22 protein-coding genes and 2 tRNA genes are annotated in these 22,129 nt (G+C 56.4%); 18 read left to right on the plus strand and 6 right to left on the minus strand.

Annotated elements, in window-relative coordinates:
- Positions 1–222 precede the first annotated feature (222 nt).
- From GFN93_RS15365 to GFN93_RS15380, 4 genes are all read right to left on the minus strand, one after another.
- On the minus strand, positions 223–840 hold the full coding sequence (locus tag GFN93_RS15365) for a class I SAM-dependent methyltransferase (protein ID WP_153502201.1): 618 nt from the start codon (positions 838–840) through the stop codon (positions 223–225).
- Between the two features lie 2 nt (positions 841–842).
- Positions 843–2,063: a hypothetical protein gene (locus GFN93_RS15370; RefSeq protein ID WP_153502202.1), complete on the minus strand. Its 1,221-nt coding sequence runs from the start codon at positions 2,061–2,063 to the stop codon at positions 843–845.
- Between the two features lie 251 nt (positions 2,064–2,314).
- Positions 2,315–2,614: a PA4642 family protein gene (locus GFN93_RS15375; RefSeq protein ID WP_153502203.1), complete on the minus strand. Its 300-nt coding sequence runs from the start codon at positions 2,612–2,614 to the stop codon at positions 2,315–2,317.
- Positions 2,615–2,784: 170 nt separating this feature from the next.
- Complete coding sequence (locus GFN93_RS15380) at positions 2,785–3,162, minus strand: HU family DNA-binding protein (protein ID WP_153502204.1); 378 nt, start codon at positions 3,160–3,162, stop codon at positions 2,785–2,787.
- Positions 3,163–3,527: 365 nt separating this feature from the next.
- Here GFN93_RS15380 and aspS point away from each other — a divergent pair, with 365 nt between their 5' ends.
- The 15 genes from aspS (at position 3,528) to GFN93_RS15455 (ending at position 15,417) form a co-directional block, all read left to right on the plus strand.
- On the plus strand, positions 3,528–5,291 hold the full coding sequence (gene aspS, locus GFN93_RS15385; RefSeq protein ID WP_153502205.1) for an aspartate--tRNA ligase: 1,764 nt from the start codon (positions 3,528–3,530) through the stop codon (positions 5,289–5,291).
- An 89-nt stretch (positions 5,292–5,380) separates the two neighbouring features.
- The gene (locus GFN93_RS15390) at positions 5,381–6,118 is read left to right on the plus strand and encodes a YebC/PmpR family DNA-binding transcriptional regulator (protein ID WP_153502206.1); all 738 of its coding nucleotides are present in this window, start codon (positions 5,381–5,383) and stop codon (positions 6,116–6,118) included.
- A gap of 350 nt (positions 6,119–6,468) precedes the next feature.
- The gene (ruvC, locus tag GFN93_RS15395; RefSeq protein ID WP_153502207.1) at positions 6,469–6,987 is read left to right on the plus strand and encodes a crossover junction endodeoxyribonuclease RuvC; all 519 of its coding nucleotides are present in this window, start codon (positions 6,469–6,471) and stop codon (positions 6,985–6,987) included.
- 36 nt (positions 6,988–7,023) lie between these two features.
- Positions 7,024–7,623, plus strand: coding sequence for a Holliday junction branch migration protein RuvA (ruvA, locus tag GFN93_RS15400; protein WP_153502208.1), 600 nt, complete (start codon positions 7,024–7,026; stop codon positions 7,621–7,623).
- Between the two features lie 145 nt (positions 7,624–7,768).
- Positions 7,769–8,797 (plus strand): Holliday junction branch migration DNA helicase RuvB, encoded by a 1,029-nt coding sequence (ruvB, locus tag GFN93_RS15405; protein WP_153502209.1) that lies wholly within the window; start codon positions 7,769–7,771, stop codon positions 8,795–8,797.
- A complete protein-coding gene (gene ybgC / locus GFN93_RS15410; RefSeq protein WP_153502210.1) occupies positions 8,790–9,233 on the plus strand; it encodes a tol-pal system-associated acyl-CoA thioesterase in 444 nt (147 codons plus the stop codon). Before ruvB ends, ybgC begins: the two co-directional genes overlap by 8 nt.
- Positions 9,226–9,912 carry a protein TolQ gene (gene tolQ / locus GFN93_RS15415; protein WP_153502211.1) on the plus strand — a complete coding sequence of 229 codons (687 nt, stop codon included), beginning with the start codon at positions 9,226–9,228 and terminating at the stop codon, positions 9,910–9,912. Before ybgC ends, tolQ begins: the two co-directional genes overlap by 8 nt.
- Before the next feature lie 3 nt (positions 9,913–9,915).
- Positions 9,916–10,353: a protein TolR gene (gene tolR / locus GFN93_RS15420; RefSeq protein WP_153502212.1), complete on the plus strand. Its 438-nt coding sequence runs from the start codon at positions 9,916–9,918 to the stop codon at positions 10,351–10,353.
- Positions 10,346–11,131, plus strand: a complete 786-nt coding sequence (locus tag GFN93_RS15425; protein WP_153502213.1) for an energy transducer TonB — start codon at positions 10,346–10,348, stop codon at positions 11,129–11,131. Before tolR ends, GFN93_RS15425 begins: the two co-directional genes overlap by 8 nt.
- Before the next feature lie 23 nt (positions 11,132–11,154).
- Positions 11,155–12,405, plus strand: coding sequence for a Tol-Pal system beta propeller repeat protein TolB (gene tolB / locus GFN93_RS15430; protein ID WP_153502295.1), 1,251 nt, complete (start codon positions 11,155–11,157; stop codon positions 12,403–12,405).
- A gap of 81 nt (positions 12,406–12,486) precedes the next feature.
- Positions 12,487–13,056: a peptidoglycan-associated lipoprotein Pal gene (gene pal / locus GFN93_RS15435; protein ID WP_153502214.1), complete on the plus strand. Its 570-nt coding sequence runs from the start codon at positions 12,487–12,489 to the stop codon at positions 13,054–13,056.
- Positions 13,057–13,071: 15 nt separating this feature from the next.
- A complete protein-coding gene (ybgF, locus tag GFN93_RS15440) occupies positions 13,072–13,833 on the plus strand; it encodes a tol-pal system protein YbgF (protein WP_235902082.1) in 762 nt (253 codons plus the stop codon).
- A gap of 101 nt (positions 13,834–13,934) precedes the next feature.
- Positions 13,935–14,576, plus strand: coding sequence for a 7-carboxy-7-deazaguanine synthase QueE (gene queE, locus GFN93_RS15445; protein WP_328594771.1), 642 nt, complete (start codon positions 13,935–13,937; stop codon positions 14,574–14,576).
- Positions 14,577–14,599: 23 nt separating this feature from the next.
- Entirely contained in the window at positions 14,600–15,268 is a 669-nt protein-coding gene (gene queC / locus GFN93_RS15450; RefSeq protein WP_153502216.1) for a 7-cyano-7-deazaguanine synthase QueC, read from the plus strand.
- A 73-nt stretch (positions 15,269–15,341) separates the two neighbouring features.
- A tRNA-Lys gene (locus GFN93_RS15455) sits at positions 15,342–15,417 on the plus strand.
- Between the two features lie 82 nt (positions 15,418–15,499).
- On the opposite strand, the gene GFN93_RS15460 is transcribed toward GFN93_RS15455, so the two are convergent.
- A complete protein-coding gene (locus tag GFN93_RS15460; RefSeq protein ID WP_194285831.1) occupies positions 15,500–16,159 on the minus strand; it encodes a response regulator transcription factor in 660 nt (219 codons plus the stop codon).
- 864 nt (positions 16,160–17,023) lie between these two features.
- Here GFN93_RS15460 and GFN93_RS15465 point away from each other — a divergent pair.
- The 3 genes from GFN93_RS15465 to GFN93_RS15475 all read left to right on the plus strand — a co-directional run bounded on the left by GFN93_RS15465 (position 17,024) and on the right by GFN93_RS15475 (position 21,738).
- Complete coding sequence (locus GFN93_RS15465; RefSeq protein WP_153502218.1) at positions 17,024–19,306, plus strand: hypothetical protein; 2,283 nt, start codon at positions 17,024–17,026, stop codon at positions 19,304–19,306.
- A gap of 393 nt (positions 19,307–19,699) precedes the next feature.
- Positions 19,700–21,508 (plus strand): hypothetical protein, encoded by a 1,809-nt coding sequence (locus GFN93_RS15470; RefSeq protein ID WP_153502219.1) that lies wholly within the window; start codon positions 19,700–19,702, stop codon positions 21,506–21,508.
- A 154-nt stretch (positions 21,509–21,662) separates the two neighbouring features.
- Positions 21,663–21,738 (plus strand) — tRNA-Lys (locus tag GFN93_RS15475).
- A 51-nt stretch (positions 21,739–21,789) separates the two neighbouring features.
- Here GFN93_RS15475 and GFN93_RS15480 read toward each other — a convergent pair.
- Complete coding sequence (locus GFN93_RS15480; protein WP_153502220.1) at positions 21,790–22,089, minus strand: hypothetical protein; 300 nt, start codon at positions 22,087–22,089, stop codon at positions 21,790–21,792.
- Positions 22,090–22,129: the final 40 nt, after the last annotated feature.

A 22,129-nucleotide genomic window follows, 5' to 3' on the forward strand; every position in this document is an offset into this window, starting at 1 on the left:
CTATTGTAGAGGGAAACGGGGTGGGGAGGGTGTGGCAAATTGCCTCGGTGGTTACAAGCTTCAAGCTACAACACGAGGCAAGGCCTTCCTGTGCGCAGAAAGGTAAGGGACTCCGGGCTGCCTGGTCTTAGCATCTTCTGAGAATGACGCCCCGGCAGCGCGAAGCTTTGCGCTTTACGTGTCTCGCAATGATCGCTTCGCGTTGCAGCTTGCAGCTGCTCTTCAGGGTTTCAGTAACGCCCCGTCCAACAGCTCCGCCGCAAATGCGGGTAACTTGGGATGTTTGCGATGGGTGGCCTTGTTGAGCCGGAAACCGGCTTCACGGAAGGTGCTGGCGGTGTCGCGGGTCAGCTGGCAGCCGCAGGCAAGGTGTTTCCAGGCCGGGTTGAGGCCAGTCTGAACGTGCCGTACCCAGCGTTTTTCGCTAGCCACATGCTCCAGTGCCAGCAGGGTCCCGCCGGGCTTGAGCACCCGAAACGCTTCCCTGGCAGCGGCTTGTGGGTCGGGAATGGTACAGAACACCAGGCAGGCGACCACGGTATCAAAGCTTTCATCGGCATAGGGCAGCGCCTGGGCATCGCCGGTTCGCAGGTGGAAGCGCTCCGGGTCAGGGCAGTGCCGGGCTGATTCGCGAGCCAGATCCAGCAGCGCCTCGCCGGGCTCAATACCATGAATTTCGGTGGCTTTGTCCGTGTAGAGCGGGAAATTGGCGCCGGTACCTACGCCCAGCTCCAGCACCTTGCCATGGGCTTTCTGCAACAGGTTTTCACGATCCCGCCAGACCGGGCGGGTAGCCCAGTCCAGCAGTACGGGAAAAACACGGTCTTCGTAGAGCGACATGCTTACTTCCGCTCAGGCAACACATAGTTTTCCGGATTGTTGAGCATGTCCATGCTCAACGGATCTGACAGAACACTGGTCAGGTTGCGGTCGGTCTTCTTGCTGAACTTGCGGCGCAGCTTTTCAAACTTGCGGAAACTGCGGAAGTTGAGCGCATAAAGCCGCACTTCCTGAAGGCGCTTGTAGGAATACATCACATCCAGTGCGTCCATGGAGAATTCGGGACGAATCTTCATGGCCGTTTCCAGATAGCTGATCGCCTCATTCAGGTCCCGCTTGCGGTTCATGTAGATGAGGGCGTTGGCGTATTCGTAGTTGACGATCGGGATATCCGGGGCCAGTTTCAGGGCGTCGTCAAAAGATTCTTCCACGGTAGTGGTTCGCGCGCCGTAGGTCATACGGCCGGTGAACTTGCCTACGCGGCGCATGATGCCGGCATCGACCCCGGCACGGAAAGCGTGCGCCAGCGGCTGATCTGGCATGATGGCGACCACTTCTTCAGCGCTGTTCTTGATCTTGCCGATATAACGGCGAGCGACCACGATAGGCACTGGAGATTCCTCGGCAATACGGGCGATGGCATAGGCGTAGCCCAACTTTACGCTAGCCACGATCGGCGCGACCTCAGGGTCTTCTTCCGCCTCTTTCATGACGTCAAAGTAATCTTGCGCGCGGTTAGCCACATCCTGCAGCATCATGTACTTGATGCTCTGGCGTTCAGCCAGATAGATGGCGTACATGAGCTGTGAGAACAGGGCCGGGATTTCTCCCATGGGACCCAGTTTCAGACCTTCCTCGCGAGCTTTCTTGAAGTCACCGGCGAAGAACAGCCGCCAAACCGCGACAAAGCGCTTTTCCAGCTCCTTGTAGTCGCCATCCCAGTTTTCGATACCTTCCTTCATGAAGGGGTATTTCTCGAACTGGACGCTCATGTAGTCGGCAGAGGGATAGGGTACTTTCAGACCCCGCATCAGGTAATCCCACTTGTCGCGGATCTGCTGATCATTGTAGGTGAAGTAGCTCTTCTTGTAGGGCACCTCATTCCAGGCTTCCACAAAAATGCGCTCATCTACCGGAATTTCCTGCATCTGCAGTTCTTCCGGTGTGACTTCATCCATCTCGTCGTCAGCTTCGTCATCGCGGGCGGCGAGGGCTTGCAGGCTTACGGTACAGAGCGCGACCAGGAACAGGCTGCGCCAAAGTGATTTGGAATGTGATGCCATGATTGAACGGCTCTTTCTTGTTGTTGTTTCGATAAGGGTGGCCCGCCGTGCGGTACACACGAGACCCCCTCAGGAAAGGCGTTGCTTGCCCCAATACCTAACAATGCCATGTGATGAGATTGTGAACAAGTTCCGCACGGTATGTGTTGATCTGGCGTTTTGTATGGGTTGCGTTGCAGCAGGGCGAGTAAACAGGCAAGAGCGGGGGAGGGGAGGCCAGGCCCGGGGCGGCCTGGCGGATGCCGGCTGGATCAGGCGTGACCGCCAGCGTCACGCAGGACATCTGCGTAATCATCGGATTTGGCGTGGCCTTCAATGTGGGACAGCAGGGTTCTGCCCGAGGGATCCTGAGCATTCAGGTCGCGCCCCTGCTCCTTGAAAAACACAATAAAGCGCTCGAAATCCTCGGCGCGCAGGGCGCGGTAGGCCTTTTCCAGGATGTGAAAATCGGTGGATACACCCTCTTCGCCGGAAAAGTTCAGGAATACTTGGATCTGCTCATCGGTCATCGGTTCGCCGATGACCTTCTTCTTGTCTTTGCGCTCAGCCATGGGGGCTCCTGCTTCCACATCGGGTTACTGGGCGTGGAGACGGTCTGCATGTGGGATGACCGCTGCCCTGAATCAAGGGCGCGCATTATAGAAGGTTGTGGTGGCTGGAGGCCAGAGGGAGAAAGAGGGGGGAGACTGGCCACCGGTATAGACCGGTGGCCGGGCCAGAATCAGGAGGCCATGTCCTTGAGCTTCTTCAACGGGCGGATCTTCACCGTGGTGCGTGCCGGCTTGGCAGCAAAGGTGGTTTCTTCGCCGGTGAAAGGGTTGATGCCCTTGCGAGCCTTGGTGGCAGGCTTCTTCTGGGTGACGACTTTCATCAGACCGGGCAGAGTGAACTGGCCGGCGGCACGCTTCTTCAGGTGGCCTTCCATGATCACGGCCAGCTCATCGAATACGGCGTTGACGTCTTTCTTCGCCAGTCCGGTGGTTTCGCTGATCTGGTTAACGATCTGGGTTTTGTTCATCGGTTCGGTGATGGTTTTAACTTTGCGTGCAGCAGCAGGTGCGGTTGCGGCTTTGGCAGCGGCTTTCTTCTTTGCAGCCATGGATTGCTTACCCCTTTTTGGTGTCTTCCTGATTTGTGATGACGTCTTCTGGTTGGACGTCGGCGATGCTTCCCTGATCAGGTTCGCCCCTGGACTGCAATAACTCAGAGGGTCACTGACATGGTTCGGATCTTTTATAAGGCAGGAAAATCAAGTTCACAAGCGCTCAAACTACTATTTTTCAGGGTTATTCCGAAAAAAGTGCTTCCCGGCATGCTGTTTGGCACTGGTTTGCCATGTGGCATGGCTCGCGAGCAGCGGAATCGCTATACTGTGGCGCCTTTTTCAACGGCCCGGGTTTTCGGTGGAGCAAGTGACTCCCTCAGCCGGGTTGTGAGACATCAGAAATACGAGCGGACATTGAGATGCGTAGCCAATATTGCGGTGATTTGCGAGCCTCCCATGATGGAGAAACAGTAGAGCTGTGCGGTTGGGTACACCGCCGCCGTGACCATGGCGGGGTGATTTTCCTCGACCTGCGCGACCGTAATGGCTTGGTCCAGGTGGTGTTCGACCCGGACACCGTGGACGCATTCGCGCTGGCCGATAAGGTGCGCAGCGAATATGTGGTGCAGGTAAAAGGCCGTGTGCGCATGCGTGACGAAGCGGTGCGCAACAGCAAGATGGCCACCGGTGACATCGAAGTGCTGGGCAAGGAACTGACCATCCTTAACGAAGCGGCGACACCGCCTTTCGAACTGGATGAGCATGGTGGTGCCGGCGAGGAAGTGCGCCTGAAGTACCGCTTCATGGATCTGCGTCGCCCCGATGTGCTGCGTAACTTCCAGTTCCGCTCCCGCCTGACCCACGCGGTGCGTGCCTTCCTGGAAGGCGAAGGTTTCATGGACGTGGAAACCCCGATCCTGACCCGTGCCACCCCGGAAGGTGCCCGAGACTATCTGGTGCCCAGCCGTACTCATCCGGGTAGCTTCTTTGCGCTGCCGCAGTCTCCGCAGCTGTTCAAACAGCTGTTGATGGTGGCGGGCTTTGATCGCTACTACCAGATCGCCAAGTGCTTCCGTGACGAAGACCTGCGTGCCGACCGTCAGCCGGAATTTACCCAGATCGATATCGAGGCTTCCTTCGTCGACGAAGAAGACATCATGGGTGTTGCCGAGAACATGGCGCGCAAGCTGTTCAAGGAGCTGCTGGATGTGGAGCTGCCCGAGTTCCCTCGCATGCCGTTCTCTGAAGCCATGAGCCGTTTCGGTTCTGACAAGCCGGATCTGCGGATCCCGCTGGAGCTGATTGATATCGCTGACCTGCTGGCCGGTGTGGACTTCAAGGTATTCTCAGGTCCGGCCAACGATCCTAAAGGACGCGTAGCCGCCATGAAGGTCCCGGGTGGCTGCAGCTTGTCTCGCAAGGACATTGATGGCTATACCAAGTTTGTCAGCATCTACGGTGCCAAGGGGCTGGCCTACATCAAGGTCAATGATCTGGCTGCCGGCGCAGAAGGCCTGCAGTCCCCGATCCTCAAGTTCCTCACCGAAGAGGCGATCCAGGGCATTCTGGAGCGCACCGGAGCCCAGACCGGGGACCTGATCTTCTTCGGCGCCGACAAGGCGAAGATCGTCAACGAAGCCCTCGGCGCACTGCGCGTCAAAGTGGGGCATGACCTGAACCTGGTGGAAGGCGAGTGGGCTCCCCTTTGGGTGGTGGACTTCCCCATGTTCGAAGAGGACGAAGGCCAGTTCCACGCCTTGCATCACCCCTTCACCATGCCGAGCTGCAGCCCGGAAGAGCTGAAGAGCAACCCGGAAGGTGCTCTGTCTCGGGCCTACGATATGGTGCTTAACGGCACTGAGCTGGGTGGCGGCTCCATCCGTATCCACAATCCGTCCATGCAGCGTGCCGTGTTCGAAGCGCTGGGCATCTCCGATGAAGAAGCGGACGAAAAGTTCGGCTTCCTGCTGGATGGCCTGAAGTACGGCGCGCCGCCACATGGTGGTTTGGCCTTCGGTCTGGACCGCATGGTCATGCTGATGACCGGTTGTGAGTCCATCCGTGACGTGATTGCTTTCCCGAAAACCCAGACGGCCTCGTGCATGATGACCAACGCCCCGTCCCCCGTAGACAGCAAGCAGCTGCGTGAAGTGGGTATTCAGGTTCGCAAGGAAGACAATTGAAATAACGCCAATGCGCCTCACGCAACACGCTGACGCGCCTTAATCGGCAGCGTGTTGCGAAGTGCGTGAGGCATGAAGCGGAGAATTCAATGGCAGGACATAGCAAGTGGGCCAACATCAAGCACCGCAAGGCGGCCCAGGATGCCAAGCGTGGCAAGATCTTTACCAAACTGATTCGTGAGCTCACCGTGGCTGCCAAGATGGGCGGTGGTGAGATCAACGATAATCCCCGTCTGCGCGCGGCGGTGGACAAGGCGCTGGGCCAGAACATGACCCGCGACACCATTGATCGCGCCATCAAGCGGGGTGCCGGCGGTGATGACGGCGGCAACATGGACGAGATCACCTACGAAGGTTACGGCAAGGGTGGCGTGGCGGTATTGGTCGAAACCATGACCGACAACGTGAACCGCACCGTGGCCGAGGTGCGTCATGCCTTCAGCAAGTTTGCCGGTAACCTCGGCACCAGCGGTTCCGTGGCCTTCCTGTTCAGCAAGCGTGGCGAGATCTACTTTGAGCCTGGCGTGGATGAAGATCGCTTGATGGAAGTGGCGCTGGAAGCCGGTGCGGAAGACGTGGAAGAAGTGGATGGCGGTGGCTTTCTGGTCATTACCTCCCCGGACAAGCAGTTTGGCGAAGTGGTGGATGGCCTGCGTGAAGCCGGGCTGGAATTCGCCGAAGCGGAAGTGACCATGCATCCGTCCACTGAAGCTGAGATTGATGCAGACACGGCTGAAACCGTGCAGAAAATGATCGACATGCTGGAAGACCTGGACGACGTGCAGAACGTCTACACCAACGCCAGCTGGCCGACGGAAGAAGAATAGCCACGAGCTATGAGCTTCAAGGAAAAGCAAAACCCCGGATTTTTCCGGGGTTTTTGTTTTTGATCGGAGTTGCGAGTGATGAGTTTCGAGTTGCGAAGATCAAAACCCGGCCAAGATTCGGCGATGGGGTTTTTGCCTTTCGTAACTCGCTCCTCGAAACTCGTCACTCAACCCTTCGCTCTTGTTTCTCCTCGCCAACAGCGAAGGTCTTGCCATCCCTGCCGCTCTCGACCGAACCCTTCCGCGTGTTGCATGCAGCGTGATGCGTGAAGTGTCGCCTTAACTAACTGGACATCTGGACAGCATTTAGGTACAACTGACGCAGATTTTCTATTTGTGGTCAGACAGTTATGGCATTGATTCTCGGTATCGATCCCGGTTCGCGACATACCGGCTTTGGGCTGGTCGAACATGTGGGTAACCGGTCCCGAGCGGTGGCCTTTGGCACCATTTCTACCTCCCACAAGGAGATACCACCCCGGTTGGGCGAAATCTTTGCCGGTATTGATCAGGTGGTGAAGGAATATGGCCCGGCGGAAGTGAGCATCGAGAAGGTGTTCATGGCCCGCAATGCTGATTCCGCTCTCAAACTCGGCCAGGCTCGTGGTGCGGCGATTGCCGCAGTGATGCAGGCGTCTATTCCGGTGTTCGAGTACTCGGCCCGGCAAGTGAAGCAGGCGGTGGTGGGCAAGGGCAGTGCCGAGAAAGCCCAGGTAGGGGAGATGGTTCGCCATCTTCTGGGGCTGGAGAAACGCCCCCAGGAAGATGCGGCCGATGCGCTGGCGATTGCCCTTTGTCACGCTCACATGCGTGTTACTTTGGCGCGCATGGCCGGCGCCACGGCGGTGCGCAACCGCCGCATTCGATAGATCAACGCTAACCTTTGCCGTCATTAAGGACTCAGCATGATTGGACAACTGCGTGGCACCCTGCTGGAAAAGCGCCCCCCGGTGCTGCTGCTGGATGTGAACGGAGTGGGCTACGAAGTGGAAGCCCCCATGACCGTGTTTTACGAGTTGCCGGAAACCGGACAGCCCCTCACCCTGCATACTCATTTCGTGGTGCGAGAGGATGCCCAGCTGCTGTACGGCTTTTCCAGTCGCTATGAGCGAGAGCTGTTTCGCGCGCTGATCAAGGTGAATGGCGTGGGGCCGAAAATGGGGTTGGCGATTCTGTCCGGCATCGAAGCGGACCGGCTGGCGCAGTGTATCCAGGATCAGGATTCCTCCACGCTGGTGAAGGTGCCGGGTATCGGCAAGAAGACCGCAGAACGGCTGGTGATCGAAATGAGTGACCGGCTGGACAAGATTGACGGTGCGCCTGCCAGCTTGCCTGGCCGGGTTGCCCTGACCCCGGAAGACGATGCGCGCAGTGATGCCATTGCTGCGCTGGAGGCCCTGGGCTATCGCAGCAAGGATGCCGTGGCGGCCGTCGGCAAGGTGGCAGAAGACGGCGCCAGCAGCGAGCAGCTGATCCGAATGGCACTGAAAAATCTGGCGCGATGAGCGCCGATCCCGTTTTCCGGGTGCGATTAGGCAAATCTTCGTAGTAACTGTGATACCAGCAATGGCAGTCAGGTGGTTAGCTGGGTTACGCTAGCCGCACTCGAGACAGTAATAGCAACCGGGCAGGGGCGGCATCGCCGCAAGCATGGATAACGAAAGATTGATATCGGCTGCCGTCGAAGGCAGTCAGGAAGAACAGCAGGATCGCGCCATTCGGCCATCCAGCCTGGCTGACTACCATGGCCAGCCAAAAGTCCGCGAGCGCATGGAGATCTTTATCGATGCGGCGCGCGGTCGTCGCGAAGCGCTGGACCATACCCTCATCTTCGGCCCGCCCGGCCTGGGCAAAACCACCCTTGCACATATCATTGCCCGTGAAATGGGCTGTGACCTCAAATCCACTTCCGGCCCGGTGCTGGAAAAGGCGGGTGATCTGGCCGCCATCCTGACCAACCTGGAAGAGGGAGATGTGCTGTTTGTGGATGAAATCCACCGCCTCTCACCGGTAGTGGAAGAGATTCTTTATCCGGCCATGGAAGACTACCAGCTGGATATCATGATCGGCGAAGGCCCCGCCGCCCGATCCATCAAGCTTGATCTCCCGCCCTTCACTCTGGTCGGCGCTACCACCCGCGCCGGCCTGTTGACTGCGCCATTACGTGACCGATTTGGCATTGTGCAGCGGTTAGAGTTCTATTCTGTGGAAGATCTGGCAGGGATTGTGCAAAGAGCCTGTGACATTCTGGCCATTCCCATTGATGATGCCGGAGCGCTGGAAGTGGCACGCCGCTCGCGGGGAACCCCACGAATTGCAAATCGGCTGCTGCGCCGTGTGCGTGATTACGCTCAGGTAAAAGGGGATGGGTGTATCACTGAGGCCATGGCCCAGCGTGCGCTGGATATGCTCGAGGTCGATAGTTGTGGTCTCGATAGCACCGACCGGCGCTTGCTGGACATGATTATGCACAAGTTTGATGGTGGTCCTGTGGGGCTGGAGTCGCTGGCGGCAGCGTTGAATGAAGATGCCGGCACCCTGGAAGAAGTGGTGGAGCCTTATCTGATTCAGCAGGGATTTATCCAGCGCACCCCCCGTGGTCGCACGGTTACCAACCATGCCTGGCGGCATTTTGGGCTGAAAAGACCCCGTCAGGCTGGCGATTTGTTTAATGATTGAAAAAAAACAGCAAAGTGGGGAATTTACCCTCCCGGTTCGCGTCTACATCGAAGACACTGACGCCGGTGGCATCGTTTATTACGTGAACTACCTGAAATTCATGGAGCGCGCGCGCACGGAATACCTGCGCACCCTTGGCTATCAGCATTACGCCCTGGCCGATGACAATTTTCAGTTTGTAGTTCACTCGGCCAACGTGCAGTATCGCCAACCGGCACGGATTGATGACGCCCTGCAGGTAACGGCTCGCCTCAAAAAGCTGGGTAAGGCTACGCTGCTGTTTGATCAGCAGGTGCTTCGGGGAAATACAGTGCTGTGTCAGGCGGATATCAAAGTGGCCTGCGTGACAGCGGATACACTCAGGCCGGCAGGCATACCTGCGGCTTTATACAAGAAATTTATCGCAGCCAGCGAAGGAGAAGGGCTCAATGGTTGAGGCATCCAGCATGTCGGTTGTCAGTCTGATCAGCAATGCCACCATTGTGGTGCAGCTGGTGATGGCGCTGTTGATTCTGGCGTCGCTGACGTCCTGGTACATGATCGTGAGTCGCTTCCGGGTGTTGGGCCGTGCACAAAAGGCGGGAAGGGCGTTTGAAGAAACCTTCTGGTCCAGCGACGATCTTGCCTCCCTCTACAAGAAAAGCCGTGATAACCCGCACCCTGATTCTGGAACCGAGTCCATCTTTCGTGCGGGCTTTCAGGAATTCGCGCGGCTGTCGAAAAGCTCTCGCAGTGCGGATGCCGTTATGGATGGCAGCCAGCGCGCCATGCGTGTGGCGTTGCAACGTGAGCAGACGCGCCTGACCAAGCACCTCCCATTCCTGGCCACCGTTGGTTCTACCAGCCCTTATGTGGGCTTGTTCGGCACGGTATGGGGGATCATGAATTCCTTTATGGCGTTGGCCAATGTGAAGCAGGCCACCTTGAGTGTGGTGGCGCCGGGTATCGCCGAAGCCCTGATTGCTACTGCGATTGGTTTGTTTGCCGCCATTCCTGCGGTCATGGCCTACAACCGTTTCTCCGCCCAGAGTGACTCCCTGCTCACCGAAAACGAAATGTTCGCTGAGGAATTCTCTTCCGTCCTTCATCGTCAGGCGCATGGGCGGGGAGCCTGATCCATGAGTGGCGTGAAGATAAGGGTGCCTCGCAAGCTGGTTGCCGAGATGAACGTGGTGCCCTACATCGACGTGATGCTGGTGCTGCTGGTCATCTTCATGGCCACCGCGCCGATGATGACACAGGGCATCAACGTGGACCTGCCAGACAGCAACAGCGCGCCCATCGATACAACCAAGAACGAGCCGGTGATCGTGTCAGTGAAGGCGGATGGCAGTTACTACATTAATGTGGGCAGCGATAGCCAAAAATCAGCCAGCCTGGAAACCGTCAAGGGGCATGTACTGCGTATTCACAAGCACAAGCCCGAGACCCTGTTTCTGGTGGAGGGCGATAGCAAGGTGGCCTATTCCAGCGTGATTTCGCTGATGGCTGCCCTGCAGGAGGCAGGCATTACCCAGCTGGGGCTGGTGACGGAGCCAGCAGGCAGCAATGAGTGATCGTCAGGTTGCGATTGCCTTTACCCTGTTCATTCACCTGGTGGTGTTTGGATTGCTGTTGTTTAGCTGGAGCACGGACCCAAGCCTGCACAAGGCCCCGGTGATTCCGCCCCATGTGAAAGCCACCATGGTGGAAACATCGAAACAGAAGAAGGCACCGGTGGCGAAGCCGACGCCGGAGAAAAAACCGGCACCCAAGCCAAAGCCGGTAGAAAAACCGAAGCCGAAACCGGCAGAAAAGCCAAAGCCGGTGGAGAAACCCAAGCCGAAGCCGGCGGAAAAACCAAAACCGGCGGCCAAGCCAAAACCGAAACCGGAGCCGAAACCGGCACCGAAGCCCGATCCAAAACCGGTTGTGCCGGAGATCGAGGAAGCCAGCCTGGAAGAGATGCTGGCAGACGAAGAAATTGAAATGGATCGCAAGCCTGAGCCTGCATCGGATGAGGCGGAGGATGCGGCAAGTAATGCAGATCAGTCCGATGTGGAAGTGGCCAGTCACAGTGATGCCATCCGTGCGGCAGTCAAGCAGCGGTGGCGCATACCAGGCACTTACCGCGGTCGCAATGATCTGAAAACCACCGTGCGGATTCGTACCATCCCCGGCGGTGATGTACTGGATGTATCGGTGGTCGAGTCCAGCGGCTACCCGCAGTTTGATGAGTCGGTGATCAAGGCGGTGCAGCTGGCCAGCCCGTTACCGGTGCCCTCCGGGGCCTTGTTTGATAAAGAGTTTCGCTCGTTTTTGATGATGTTTGAGCCAACAGGAGTGTCTCAGTGAGTCGTATTGCGTTGTTATTGGTGATGTTGCTCAGTACTGCCGTCGCCAGAGCAGAACTGCTCATCAAAGTGACCGAAGGCCGGGTGGATGCCGTGCCGATTGCGGTGGTGCCGTTTGCCGGTTCCCAGGGAGCCCCGGAAGATGTGTCTGCCATCGTGGCTGCAGACTTGCATCGCAGCGGCCAGTTCAAGCCGATGCCGGCAGAAGACATGCTCAGTCGTCCTTCAAAGCAAAGCGAAGTGATTTACCGGGATTTTCGTGTGCTGGGCATGGAATATATCGTTGCCGGCAGCATGAAGCCGCTGGAGAGCGGAGGCTATGAGATTAGCTATGCGCTTTATGATGTCAGCAGTGAGGTGAAGCTGCTGGAGGAGACCTATCGTCCGCCGGTTTCCCAGTTGCGCGATGTGGCTCATGCCATCAGTGACCGTATTTATGAGCAGCTCACGGGGATTCCGGGTGCGTTCTCCACCAAGATTCTTTACGTGACCCACAATCGCGGCACGGCCAATCCGTTTCAGCTGCAGTATGCCGATGCCGATGGTCACCGCGTGACGACAATCCTGCGTAGCCGTGAACCGATCATGAGCCCGGCCTGGTCGCCGGATGGCCGCAAGGTAACGTATGTGTCGTTCGAAGATCGTGGTATGCCCGCCATTTATATTCATGAACTGGCGACCACCAAGCGCGAGAAGGTGTCCAGCTTCAAGGGCATCAATGGTGCACCGGACTGGTCACCCGACGGACAGAAGCTGGCCCTGACACTGTCTCGTGACGGCAACCCCGAAATTTATATGCTGGATATCAATACCAAGGCGCTGACCCGTCTCACCAATCACTATGGTATCGATACCGAACCACGCTGGTTGCCGGATGGCGAGAACCTGGTGTTCACGTCCAGCCGCTCAGGTGGACCACAGATCTATAAACTGAACATAAATGATAAGTCCGTCCGGCGCGTCTCATTCCAGGGTGCTTATAATGCGCGCCCAGATGTGACGCCTGACGGTCGCTATCTTGTTTATGTGCACCGACGAAATGGAAATTTCAATGTCGGTGTCCAGGACCTCCAGCGGGGAACGTTCAATATTGTGACCCGCACCGACATGGATGAGTCCCCCAGTGTTGCGCCCAATGGAAGTATGGTAATTTACGGGACGCAAGACCGGGGAACGGGGGTTCTGGAAGCCGTATCCATCGATGGCAGAGTGAAAGTTGAGCTGCCGTCGAAGGAAGGGGAAGTCAGAGAACCGGCATGGTCGCCGTTCCTCTGACAGAGTATTGGGTGGGCAAGGAGTCACTCATTACTCGCCAGGTTCTCGGAGTCCAAACTTAGGAAATAATAGGAGCTTTTCATGCGTTCATTTCTCAACCCGCTGTTCGCCCTGATGTTGGCTGCCGCGCTGGCCGCTTGTTCCAGCACGCCGACTGAAGAAGACACTTCCGCTACCGATACCACCGAGCCGACTGAAGTCGCTCCGGTTACCCCGGTAGAACCGACTGCGCCGGCCAAGCCGGACACCAGCAGCATCCCGATGACTGCTGACAACTTCTACAACCATCCGTCCAACTACGACGGCACCACCAACACCAAGGTGATCTACTTCGCCTTCGACAGCAACACCGTTCCGGCTGCTGCTTTCGAAACCCTGCGTGCTCACGCTACCTACCTGAAGAACAACTCTGGCGCTAAAGTGCGTCTGGAAGGTCACGCTGACGAGCGCGGTACTCGCGAGTACAACGTTGCTCTGTCCGAGCGTCGTTCCAAGGCGGTAGAGAAGTTCCTGCGCGTTCAGGGCGTATCTGCTTCCCAGATCGAAGTAGTGTCCTACGGTGAAGAGAAGCCGGCGGCTTTCGGTCACAGCGAAATGGACTGGGCCAAGAACCGTCGTGTTGAACTGAACTACACTGCTGGCCGTCCGTAAGCGATGACAGTAGTGATGACAAAACGCCTGCTCGCAGGCGTCTTGCTCAGCTCCCTGGTACTCTGCGCACACGCGCAGGGTACTGGGCCGCTGGCCATTGAAGATCGCAGTACTGCTCGCAGTATGGCATCGGCCGCCGCTGGTCCTGCTGAAGCCAAGGCTTCCAGCATCAGTGAAGACGGCTTGCTGATGTTGATGCAACAGCAACAACAGTTCGAGGAGCAGGTCCAGATGCTCCAGGGGCAGATTGAAGAGCTGCGCCATGAACTACAGGTAATGAAGGACGCAGAGCGCGAGCGTTACCTGGATCTGGATACCCGAATCAATACTCTGGCTGAACAAGGCGTCGCCGAACAGACAGAGGGCAGTGATGCTGCAGGCCCTGCTGACCCGGAAGCGGACAAGCAGGCCTACAATGCGGCCAAGGATCATCTGGTTGGCCGAGATTTCGACGCGGCGGCTAAAGCCTTCGAGGGTTACCTCAAGGACTTCCCCAATGGCCAATACCGTGGCCATGCGCATTTCTGGCTGGGTCAGGTTTACAGCAACCAGAAGACGCCCCAGAACGACAAGGCCATGGAGCAGTTCCAGGCGGTTGTCGATAATTACCCGGATCACAGCAAGGCACCGTCCAGCCTTTATACGCTGGCCGTGATGCAGGCTCGCAGTGGCAAGGTCTCGGAAGCGAAGATCAACCTGCACAAGCTGATCAAGCAATATCCGGATTCTGCCAAGGTCGGCCAGGCGAAATCCCTTCTCGACCAACTCAAAAGCTGATTACCGACTACCGGCGGCACAGACGCCGGCAAAGGTGATAGAATCCGCCGCATTTCCGCCCCCGGCCGTGGTCTGCCACGGCCTGGCATCCAGGAGAGGCTGTGGAACTGCGTCTTACCGAAATCTTTCATTCCCTTCAGGGAGAGGCTCGCACTGTGGGCCGCCCTACGGTATTCGTGCGTCTGACAGGGTGCCCCCAGCGCTGTGTCTGGTGTGATACCGAGTATGCGTTTTCCGGGGGGGAGAAGTGGTCGCTGGATGCCATTCTTCAAGAAGTGGCCAGGTACGATGCCGGTTACGTCACGGTTACCGGCGGTGAGCCGCTGGCCCAGCCCAACTGTTTGCCGTTGCTAAGCGCACTGTGTGATCAGGGCTACGAGGTGAGCCTGGAGACCGGTGGCGCCATGGACATCAGCCTGGTGGACGAGCGAGTCTCCGTGGTCATGGATCTCAAGGCCCCAGGCTCGGCGGAGCAACACAACAACCGGCTGGAGAACATCCCGCACCTGCGGCCTCATCATCAGGTCAAATTTGTTCTCGCCGACCGCAAGGATTACGACTGGGCGCGTTTCATGCTGGATCAGCATCAACTGGCTGAACGGGTGGAAGATGTCCTGTTTTCACCGGTGCAGGGCCAGCTTCCGCCCGGCGACCTGGCAGACTGGATTGTCGCGGACCGCCTGCCGGTTCGTTTTCAGCTGCAACTGCACAAATTACTCTGGAACGATGCCCGGGGCCGCTGAGCCCGGCAATGAGGAGCTTCCCAATGAAAAAAGCGGTCGTGCTGCTGTCCGGTGGGCTGGATTCTGCCACCTGCCTGGCCATTGCTCGTGATCGGGGCTATCAGTGCCATACCATCGCCTTTGATTATGGTCAGCGTACCCGTGCCGAACTGGCTGCCGCAGAGCGTGTCTCCGGCGAACTGGGCGCGTTGAGCCACCGGGTGGTAGAGCTGGGTATGGGCAACATTGGTGGGTCTGCTCTCACTGATCACAGCATCGATGTGCCGGAGAATGGCGGTGACGGTATTCCGGTGACCTATGTGCCTGCCAGAAACACCGTTTTTCTGTCCCTGGCGCTGGGGCTCGCTGAAGTGCTGGACGCCGAGGCGATCTTCATTGGTGTGAACGCGGTAGATTACTCCGGCTACCCGGACTGTCGCCCCGAGTTTATTGAGGCTTTCCAGACCATGGCGAATCTGGCCACCAAGGCGGGGGTAGAGGGCCGGCCGATAACGGTAGAGACACCCCTCATGACCCTCAGCAAGGCCAGCATCATCCAGCAGGGTGTTGCTCTGGGGTTGGACTATGGGCTGACCGTGTCCTGTTATCAGGCTGATGCCAGTGGCAATGCCTGTGGCAAGTGCGACAGCTGCCGCCTGCGGCGGCTGGGTTTTGAGGAAGCGTTGGTCAAAGATCCAACAAACTATCAATAAAGCGGGAAAAAAATCATTTACCCCCCTTGTCAGGCGGAAATAAATCCGTATTATTTGCGCCTCCTTCGGGAGCGGGTCGTTAGCTCAGTTGGTAGAGCAGTTGGCTTTTAACCAATTGGTCGCTGGTTCGAATCCAGCACGACCCACCATATTCAAAAGGGCTGCCTTTCAGGCGGCCCTTTTTCGTTTCCGGCGTGCGCTTCCCTTCGTCATGCTTTCCCTGCCAGATTGTTAGCTGGAAACTGCCAGCTGCAAGCGGCTATGTACCTGGTTTTTCCTGTAGATGCGCTGCAGATGGGTTTTCACCGTCTTGTCGCTGATGTTGAGCTCCCGGGCAATTTCCTTGTTGCTGAGCCCGGAGCACAGGTGCTCAACGATCTCTTGCTCCCTGGGCGTCAGCTCCTCCAGTTCGGTTTGATGAGATGCGGGTTTGGCTGCCATGGGCAGGGCACGGGTAAAAGCGTCGGAAAGCAGCTTCCGGGATGACCAGATCTCGCCCGCCGCAATTTGTATGACTGCCTGAGCGATCGTCTCCACCGTACTTGCATGAGGGATAAACCCCCGGACGCCAATGCGCAGAGAGTTGATGGCGAGGTTGTCCTCGATCCTCGGGGAGTGCAGAGCGACTTTGGCGGTTGTGCTGCTCACCAGATCAATCAGCAGTTCCAGTGAAAGGCTGCGGGGATCTTCTTCGTGCACCACCGCCACCTGGATTTGTGGGTCATGCAGTAACCGGCCCGCCAGGCAAAGAGTAGTCACCCCGATCAATTCGATGCGGGGATGATGGTCGAGTGCCTGTCGAATGATGTGAAGATTTCCCTTCCTTGCGTTTTGCTCACCACTCAGGCAGATAAGCAGCACCCTGATGGGGGTAATCTGGCTCTCATCCATGGTTTGGTCCCGTTCCCTTTGTCTGTCTTTATGCAATGTCCATTCGCAATGACAGCAATGAATATAGTAGGGGATTTGTTTTGGGGTGTCTTGATCGGGAGCGTTATTAAATACCCTGATGCGCTGAATGGTATTTCTTTTAAATTTTTTTATGTCGCATTTTTCAATAGGAATAAGGGTCGGAGAAATGTCTCGCTTGTGGTGCTTCATTACGGGGAAGTCAGATTTTAATAACGCAGTGATCTAAGTCGAACAGAAATGTCATTTTGACAGGTGGGGGCAAGTAAGGATCGAATGAATGGAAATACTAGAAACGGTAAAGAGTGTCTAAATAGCGGTTAATAGAGTGTAAAGAGTAGCGCTGGCAATTCCTGTTGCGATTGATGTATGGCTCGCAGGTATAGAATGTTCATAACCCTATGTTGTGAGCTTGTGAGCGTGTTCTCAGGTTTTGCTATCAGCGAGTTCCTGGCGTAGAGAATGGTCTTATTGTTTTACAGTGAATGATATATTTCCCGCCGCTATTAACTAGTCTTTTATTGTTCAGTTTTCTTCTTTGGTGATGGATCTTGCTGCTGTGTGGCATTCGGTAAATCGGGTGGTGTGTTTTTAATAATCCCTTCGGTTGTTAATAAAATTTCATTTCATTCGTCGGTGTTTTGGACCAGATCGGGCTGGCACTGTGAACTGCAGCGCAGGCTGGTGTTTTGTTGCTGGTGACTGCTCAGAATGTGTGCGATTTTTATCTAGTTAAAAATCATTAGATGAAAACTAATTCTATTTTCTCTCGTTGCTCATGCTGCATGAGCGAACAGGTACTGCTGCGGCCTTTTTGCCGCTAAGGAATGATATTCGGAGTGGTTTGTGCATATTCTCACTAAAGTTCTCTCTCATACGTTGTCCTCTGATTCTGGTCTGGGCCGTGCCTGCCTCGCAGGGCTGTTTGTCGTTAGCTGCCTGTTGCCGCAAGCTGCCCTGGCTTCCGGTAGCCACTCACAGGTGGTTGAACTTACCCAGCAGCTGGAGTCGTTGCTGAAGGACACGTCGGAGGGGAATGAGGTCGCGTTGTCAGCCATCCAGCGGGTTGTTTTGTCACGCAGTGAGTCTCTCAAGCGGCTGATGCGCGAGTCGCCGGCCGATGTGGCGCAGTTTCAGCTTCCCGCAGCCCTGCGAGATCGGTTGCCCATGTCATTCTCGGAAAGTGTGGAAGCCCCATTCTCGCAATCCGGTGAGCTTGAAGTGGTGTTCAGGGATGAGGAAAGCGGCAAGGCACAGCTTCACTATTACCTGAAAACATCACATCAACGTCTGGAAATCCTTTTAACTGATCCCCGTCCGGGGTTGCGAACCGGTATGCAAGTGCATGCTGTGGGCACTTCGCTGGATAACCTGCTGGCGATCTCTTCCGGGGCTGATCTTGAGGTTTTGGCCTATGGCGGCACGGCCGACGGTTCGGCTTCTGGCTCTTCCGGCCTGACAGGAGCCATGGGGGCGCAACAGGTTGCGGTACTGATGGTTAACTTCACTAGTCAGCCGGAGGTGCCGTGGACTGCGCAACAGGTCGAGGAGGCGGTCTTTTTCCAGGCGAATGACTTCATCCGTGAAAATGCCTATGGCCAGACCTGGCTGGAAGGTGATGTGTTTGGCTGGTTTACCCTGAACGTGGATCCTGCGGGCTGCCCGAGCAGTGATATTGCGGTGGCGGGCAAGCAGGCGGCGAGTGAAGCAGGGATTGATCTCTCCACCTACACCAGGATCGTGTTTGCCTTCCCGGACACTGGTTGCTCCTATTCCGGCGAAGCGACCGTGGGGGGCTCACCTTCCTATGCGTGGTTTGATGGCACGATCACTAACGCAGGTGTGGTCAGCCATGAGTTGGGGCATAACCTGGGCCTGTATCATGCCCATTCGCTGGATTGTGGTGCGGATGTCCTGAACTCAAGCTGTACCGTCTTTGAATACGGAGATGTTCTGGATCGCATGGGGACGGCCACGGCCGGCCATTACAATGCTTACCAGAAGAGCCGCCTGGGGTGGGTGGGGGAGTTTTCCAGTGCGGAGCTGCTGTCTCCAACCGTGTCTGGTACTTACACCATTGAGAGCTTGAGCAGCCAGAATGCTGGCGCCAAGGCACTCCGATTCCCTCGCTCAGTCGATCCGGCTACCGGCAACACAGAATGGTTCTATGTTGAATATCGCGATGGCACTGGCGCAGATGGCTTTCTTGCGGGTAGCCGTTATGAGCCCACGGTCAGTGGTGGTGTCGTGGTTCATGTTGGCGAAGATGCTGATCCCAACAGCAGTGGCCTGCTGGACATGACGCCCAATAGTCAGAAATACGACATGGACGATTTTGCGCTGGCATTTGGCAGCAGTTTTACCGATTCCGTTTCGGGCATCACGATTTCCGTAAGTCAAAGTGCGGCGGGGCAGGCCCTGGTACAACTGGATCTTGGCGATGGTGATTCAAACGTTTGCCAGTCCGCGACGCCATCTTTACAGGTGCTGTCTGCATCCACCTCTGCAGCCGTTACCGCAGGCACCGCAGTGGACTACCGCTTCGCCGTCACAAATGAGGATGGCGCCGCGTGCCCCGGTGCCAATATTTCTCTTGTTGCAGAGGCGCTTGCCGATTGGGATGCCGTGTTTGCCGAGCCGGTATTAATGCTGGCGCCAGGGGAGCGGCAAGAGGTGATACTGACGGTTGTTTCAGCAGCGTCTTCAACGGCTGGCTATTACGATATTAATGTGAAGGCCCAACACGAAAGCGGAACACTGTCGGCCAGCCAGGTGACCTATGTCATCGAGGCTCCTTCCCAGCAGAGCGATGTGCAGGCGCCTACCCAGCCTTTGTCGTTGGCAGTCAATGTGGGGCGCAGGAAAGCGGATCTGTCCTGGCAGCCCAGTTCCGATAATGTGGCGGTGGCAGGTTACCGGGTATGGCGCAACGGCATGCTGATTGCGGATACCAGCACCAACAGTTACAGCGACTTCGATTATCAGAAAGGTATGGACTATCAGTATCAGGTAGAAGCCTACGATGCTGCGGGCAATCTTTCCGTTCCCAGTGAAATCGTTTCCACCACCGATACCAGCACAACGACTTCGGGAGGGGGCAGTAAGGGCGGAGGCAAGGGAAAGAAATAACCCGTACTTCAATCCGTCTTGATGTATCAGCATTACCTGACCAGCCTGTTCACAGGCTGGTTTTTTTTGCCTCGGGTTTTGGCCAAGGCGCTTGCTTCCATAATGACGTGTCTTCTTTTCGAGTCGATGAACGAACCGGTCAATGTTGGCTCCGGGTACTCCAAAAGGGGTAATCGCGTACTCCTTCCTGTGTATTGTCGCCCTTCGGCACAGGCCTAGAATGAATAGAGCCCCCCGAGGCACAGGGTGTTTTTGTCACAAGATTGAATCAGGAATTCCTGCAGCAATGTGAAAGGAAGGGGTATCCCTTTGCCAAAAGGAAACGTGTTGTTGCAACAGGAAGGGAAATAAATCCAGGAATGGATTTAACAAGGATTCAGGAGGAATCACGTCATGGAAACCAAGCGGATATGGAGGAGGGCAGGCAGCGTGTTCGCCACGTTGCTGCTCTTGTGTATGTGGCTGCCGGCACAGGCTGTGGATGGTGGACCGTTTGAACTGGATGGCGATGCAGTGGAGAGCAGCGCCGATGATTGGGAAACACTGTTTGATGGCTCGCCCAATTCAGCAACGTCGTTCACCGGCATTGTGTCTGACAGTGTTGCTGAAGACGGGCAGGATGATTTCTTTACGGGAGGAGGTTCCAAAACGCCAAATCTCATTTCTGACTGGAAGTACAAGACCGCGCCTCCTTCCGAGCCACCCGACAAGAACAATATCAGTCATGCCTATGCGGCCAACTACATCGTGGCGACCAAGCAGGTGGTCTACTTTGGTGCTGACTTGCTGGCCACCAATGGTGATGCAGAGTTGGCGTTCTGGTTTTTCCAGAACAAGATCACTCAACAAAACGGCTCTTTCGATGGAGAGCATGCCAATGGTGATGTGTATGTTGCAGTGAAATTTTCCAACGGTGGTACCCAGGCCAACATTGCCGTGTTTGAGTGGGATGACACCTGTACAAAACCCCCGGGCAACGGACCCTTCCCGGCGGGTGGCTGTGCGGCAGACAATCTGCGAGTGATTGTTGAAGAGGGGCCTGCGACCTGCGGTGGGGGCGGCGGTGATGTGGCCTGCGCCATTTCCAATGCCACCAGCGAAGAGCCATCCCCGTGGCCCTATGAGCCCAAGTCCGGCACGTCCGGATTGTTCCCCCCTACCGCTTTCTTTGAAGGTGGAATCAACATCTTTGACATCTTCGGGGAGAACAAGTGTTTTGCCAGCTTCATGGCAACCTCAGGCGCATCCACCTCATTTACCTCAACGGCAAAAGACTTTGTGTTGGATGACTTTGATGTGTGCTCTGTCGCGGCCAGCAAAACCTGCGTCAATGACAGCCAGGATGATGATGCGCCAATGGCTATTACCTATAACGTGCGTGGTTGTGCCATCAACGATGGTGGTGGTGCCATCAATGTCACCTCACTGACCAATGCTATTGGTGGTGGAGCAATCTATGATCCGATGCCCAGCTGGTATATCCCGGCAGCGGGCTTTGATCCGAGCACGGACTGCGCAGATCCCATCGCGTTGAAAACGGCCACTCAGACCGGCGCGCCCCTGGGAGACCCATCCAGCTACAATTTGCAGGCAGGCGATGCTCTCGTTTACCAGTTCCTGGAAACCACTGAGGTGAATGGGGCCCAGGATGAAGTCTTTGTTGATGCTGAAGGCACTGATGGTGCGCCGATTGATGAGGCTTCTGCCACAGCAACCTGCCCACTGCGTACCTTCGATACCGAGCTCACAGTGACCAAGAACTGTCAGGCCGACCTGGAGAGTAATGGCAGTAATTTGCTGGTCAAGATCAACTTTGGCGGCACGGTGTGCAATAACGGTGAAGTGGCGCTGACTGCGTTGATTCTCACCGACTCTCCAATGGCAGATTACATCACCCTGGATCCTGGTGATGTGCATCAAGATCCGGATGACACGCTCGGTGTGGGCGACTGCGTGAGTTATGAAGGGTATTACTACCCGAGCACAATCCCGACCGGTGATGTCTGCCCGTTCATGGATACTGTGACAGCGTCAGCCATGGCACCGATTAACAGTGCCCCGCCACAGGGAAGTGAAACAAGTTGTGTGCAGGTCAGCGGCGGGTTTGAGTGTTCCGCTACATCACCGGGCACCACTTGTGATCTGAGGGTGGTGGATGGCGACAATGACTGCAGCACTGGCCTCAATTCAGACAGTGATTGATACGCTGACAGGAGGGTAAACAGTAGGGGCAATGCGCAGCATTGCCCCTTTTTATTGGCGTGAAGCCTGCCGGGAGTGGTCTCTGGTCTGGATCACGATCGGTTATCACGGTACTGATTGTGTTTTTCCGGAAAATCATTAAGATGTGCCGCTCGGGTCGTTAGCTCAGTTGGTAGAGCAGTTGGCTTTTAACCAATTGGTCGCTGGTTCGAATCCAGCACGACCCACCATCTTCGAAAAGGCTGCCTTCATGGCGGCCTTTTTTTGTGGCCAGAGACCTGTCATGTCGTCTGGCGAGTCACCAGCTTCCCATCCTTCTCATAAAGCTCGATAACTTCCGAGGCCTTCTTGACCAGGTTCTGTGCAGTCTGGGCCATCACCTTGTTATCAAAGCGGTGGGCGGCACCCGCGTAGGCAACCCAGTTGTTTTTCCGGCCAGGGTTAAGCTTCTTGCAGGCGACCAGAAAGGCATGCTTCTGCTTGCTGTAGAGCAGGTAGCCGAGAAATTGGCTGGGAGTGTCACGGTGGCCGTTGGTGGGGTAAATAGGTACGAGGTTGCGGATCAGTTGGCCATTTTCCATGGGGCTCTCCTTGGCGCGCTCTTGATTCTCGCAGCCGTGT

This window comes from Alcanivorax sediminis, assembly GCF_009601165.1.
Taxonomy (GTDB): Bacteria; Pseudomonadota; Gammaproteobacteria; order Pseudomonadales; family Alcanivoracaceae; genus Alcanivorax; species Alcanivorax sediminis.

Coding starts and splice junctions, on each gene's coding strand:
- GFN93_RS15365 (WP_153502201.1), bottom strand. CDS start 840: ATGTCGCTCTACGAAGACCGTGTTTTTCCCGTACTGCTGGACTGGGCT.
- GFN93_RS15370 (WP_153502202.1), bottom strand. CDS start 2,063: ATGGCATCACATTCCAAATCACTTTGGCGCAGCCTGTTCCTGGTCGCG.
- GFN93_RS15375 (WP_153502203.1), bottom strand. CDS start 2,614: ATGGCTGAGCGCAAAGACAAGAAGAAGGTCATCGGCGAACCGATGACC.
- GFN93_RS15380 (WP_153502204.1), bottom strand. CDS start 3,162: ATGGCTGCAAAGAAGAAAGCCGCTGCCAAAGCCGCAACCGCACCTGCT.
- aspS (WP_153502205.1), top strand. CDS start 3,528: ATGCGTAGCCAATATTGCGGTGATTTGCGAGCCTCCCATGATGGAGAA.
- GFN93_RS15390 (WP_153502206.1), top strand. CDS start 5,381: ATGGCAGGACATAGCAAGTGGGCCAACATCAAGCACCGCAAGGCGGCC.
- ruvC (WP_153502207.1), top strand. CDS start 6,469: ATGGCATTGATTCTCGGTATCGATCCCGGTTCGCGACATACCGGCTTT.
- ruvA (WP_153502208.1), top strand. CDS start 7,024: ATGATTGGACAACTGCGTGGCACCCTGCTGGAAAAGCGCCCCCCGGTG.
- ruvB (WP_153502209.1), top strand. CDS start 7,769: ATGGATAACGAAAGATTGATATCGGCTGCCGTCGAAGGCAGTCAGGAA.
- ybgC (WP_153502210.1), top strand. CDS start 8,790: ATGATTGAAAAAAAACAGCAAAGTGGGGAATTTACCCTCCCGGTTCGC.
- tolQ (WP_153502211.1), top strand. CDS start 9,226: ATGGTTGAGGCATCCAGCATGTCGGTTGTCAGTCTGATCAGCAATGCC.
- tolR (WP_153502212.1), top strand. CDS start 9,916: ATGAGTGGCGTGAAGATAAGGGTGCCTCGCAAGCTGGTTGCCGAGATG.
- GFN93_RS15425 (WP_153502213.1), top strand. CDS start 10,346: ATGAGTGATCGTCAGGTTGCGATTGCCTTTACCCTGTTCATTCACCTG.
- tolB (WP_153502295.1), top strand. CDS start 11,155: ATGTTGCTCAGTACTGCCGTCGCCAGAGCAGAACTGCTCATCAAAGTG.
- pal (WP_153502214.1), top strand. CDS start 12,487: ATGCGTTCATTTCTCAACCCGCTGTTCGCCCTGATGTTGGCTGCCGCG.
- ybgF (WP_235902082.1), top strand. CDS start 13,072: ATGACAAAACGCCTGCTCGCAGGCGTCTTGCTCAGCTCCCTGGTACTC.
- queC (WP_153502216.1), top strand. CDS start 14,600: ATGAAAAAAGCGGTCGTGCTGCTGTCCGGTGGGCTGGATTCTGCCACC.
- GFN93_RS15460 (WP_194285831.1), bottom strand. CDS start 16,159: ATGGATGAGAGCCAGATTACCCCCATCAGGGTGCTGCTTATCTGCCTG.
- GFN93_RS15470 (WP_153502219.1), top strand. CDS start 19,700: ATGGAAACCAAGCGGATATGGAGGAGGGCAGGCAGCGTGTTCGCCACG.
- GFN93_RS15480 (WP_153502220.1), bottom strand. CDS start 22,089: ATGGAAAATGGCCAACTGATCCGCAACCTCGTACCTATTTACCCCACC.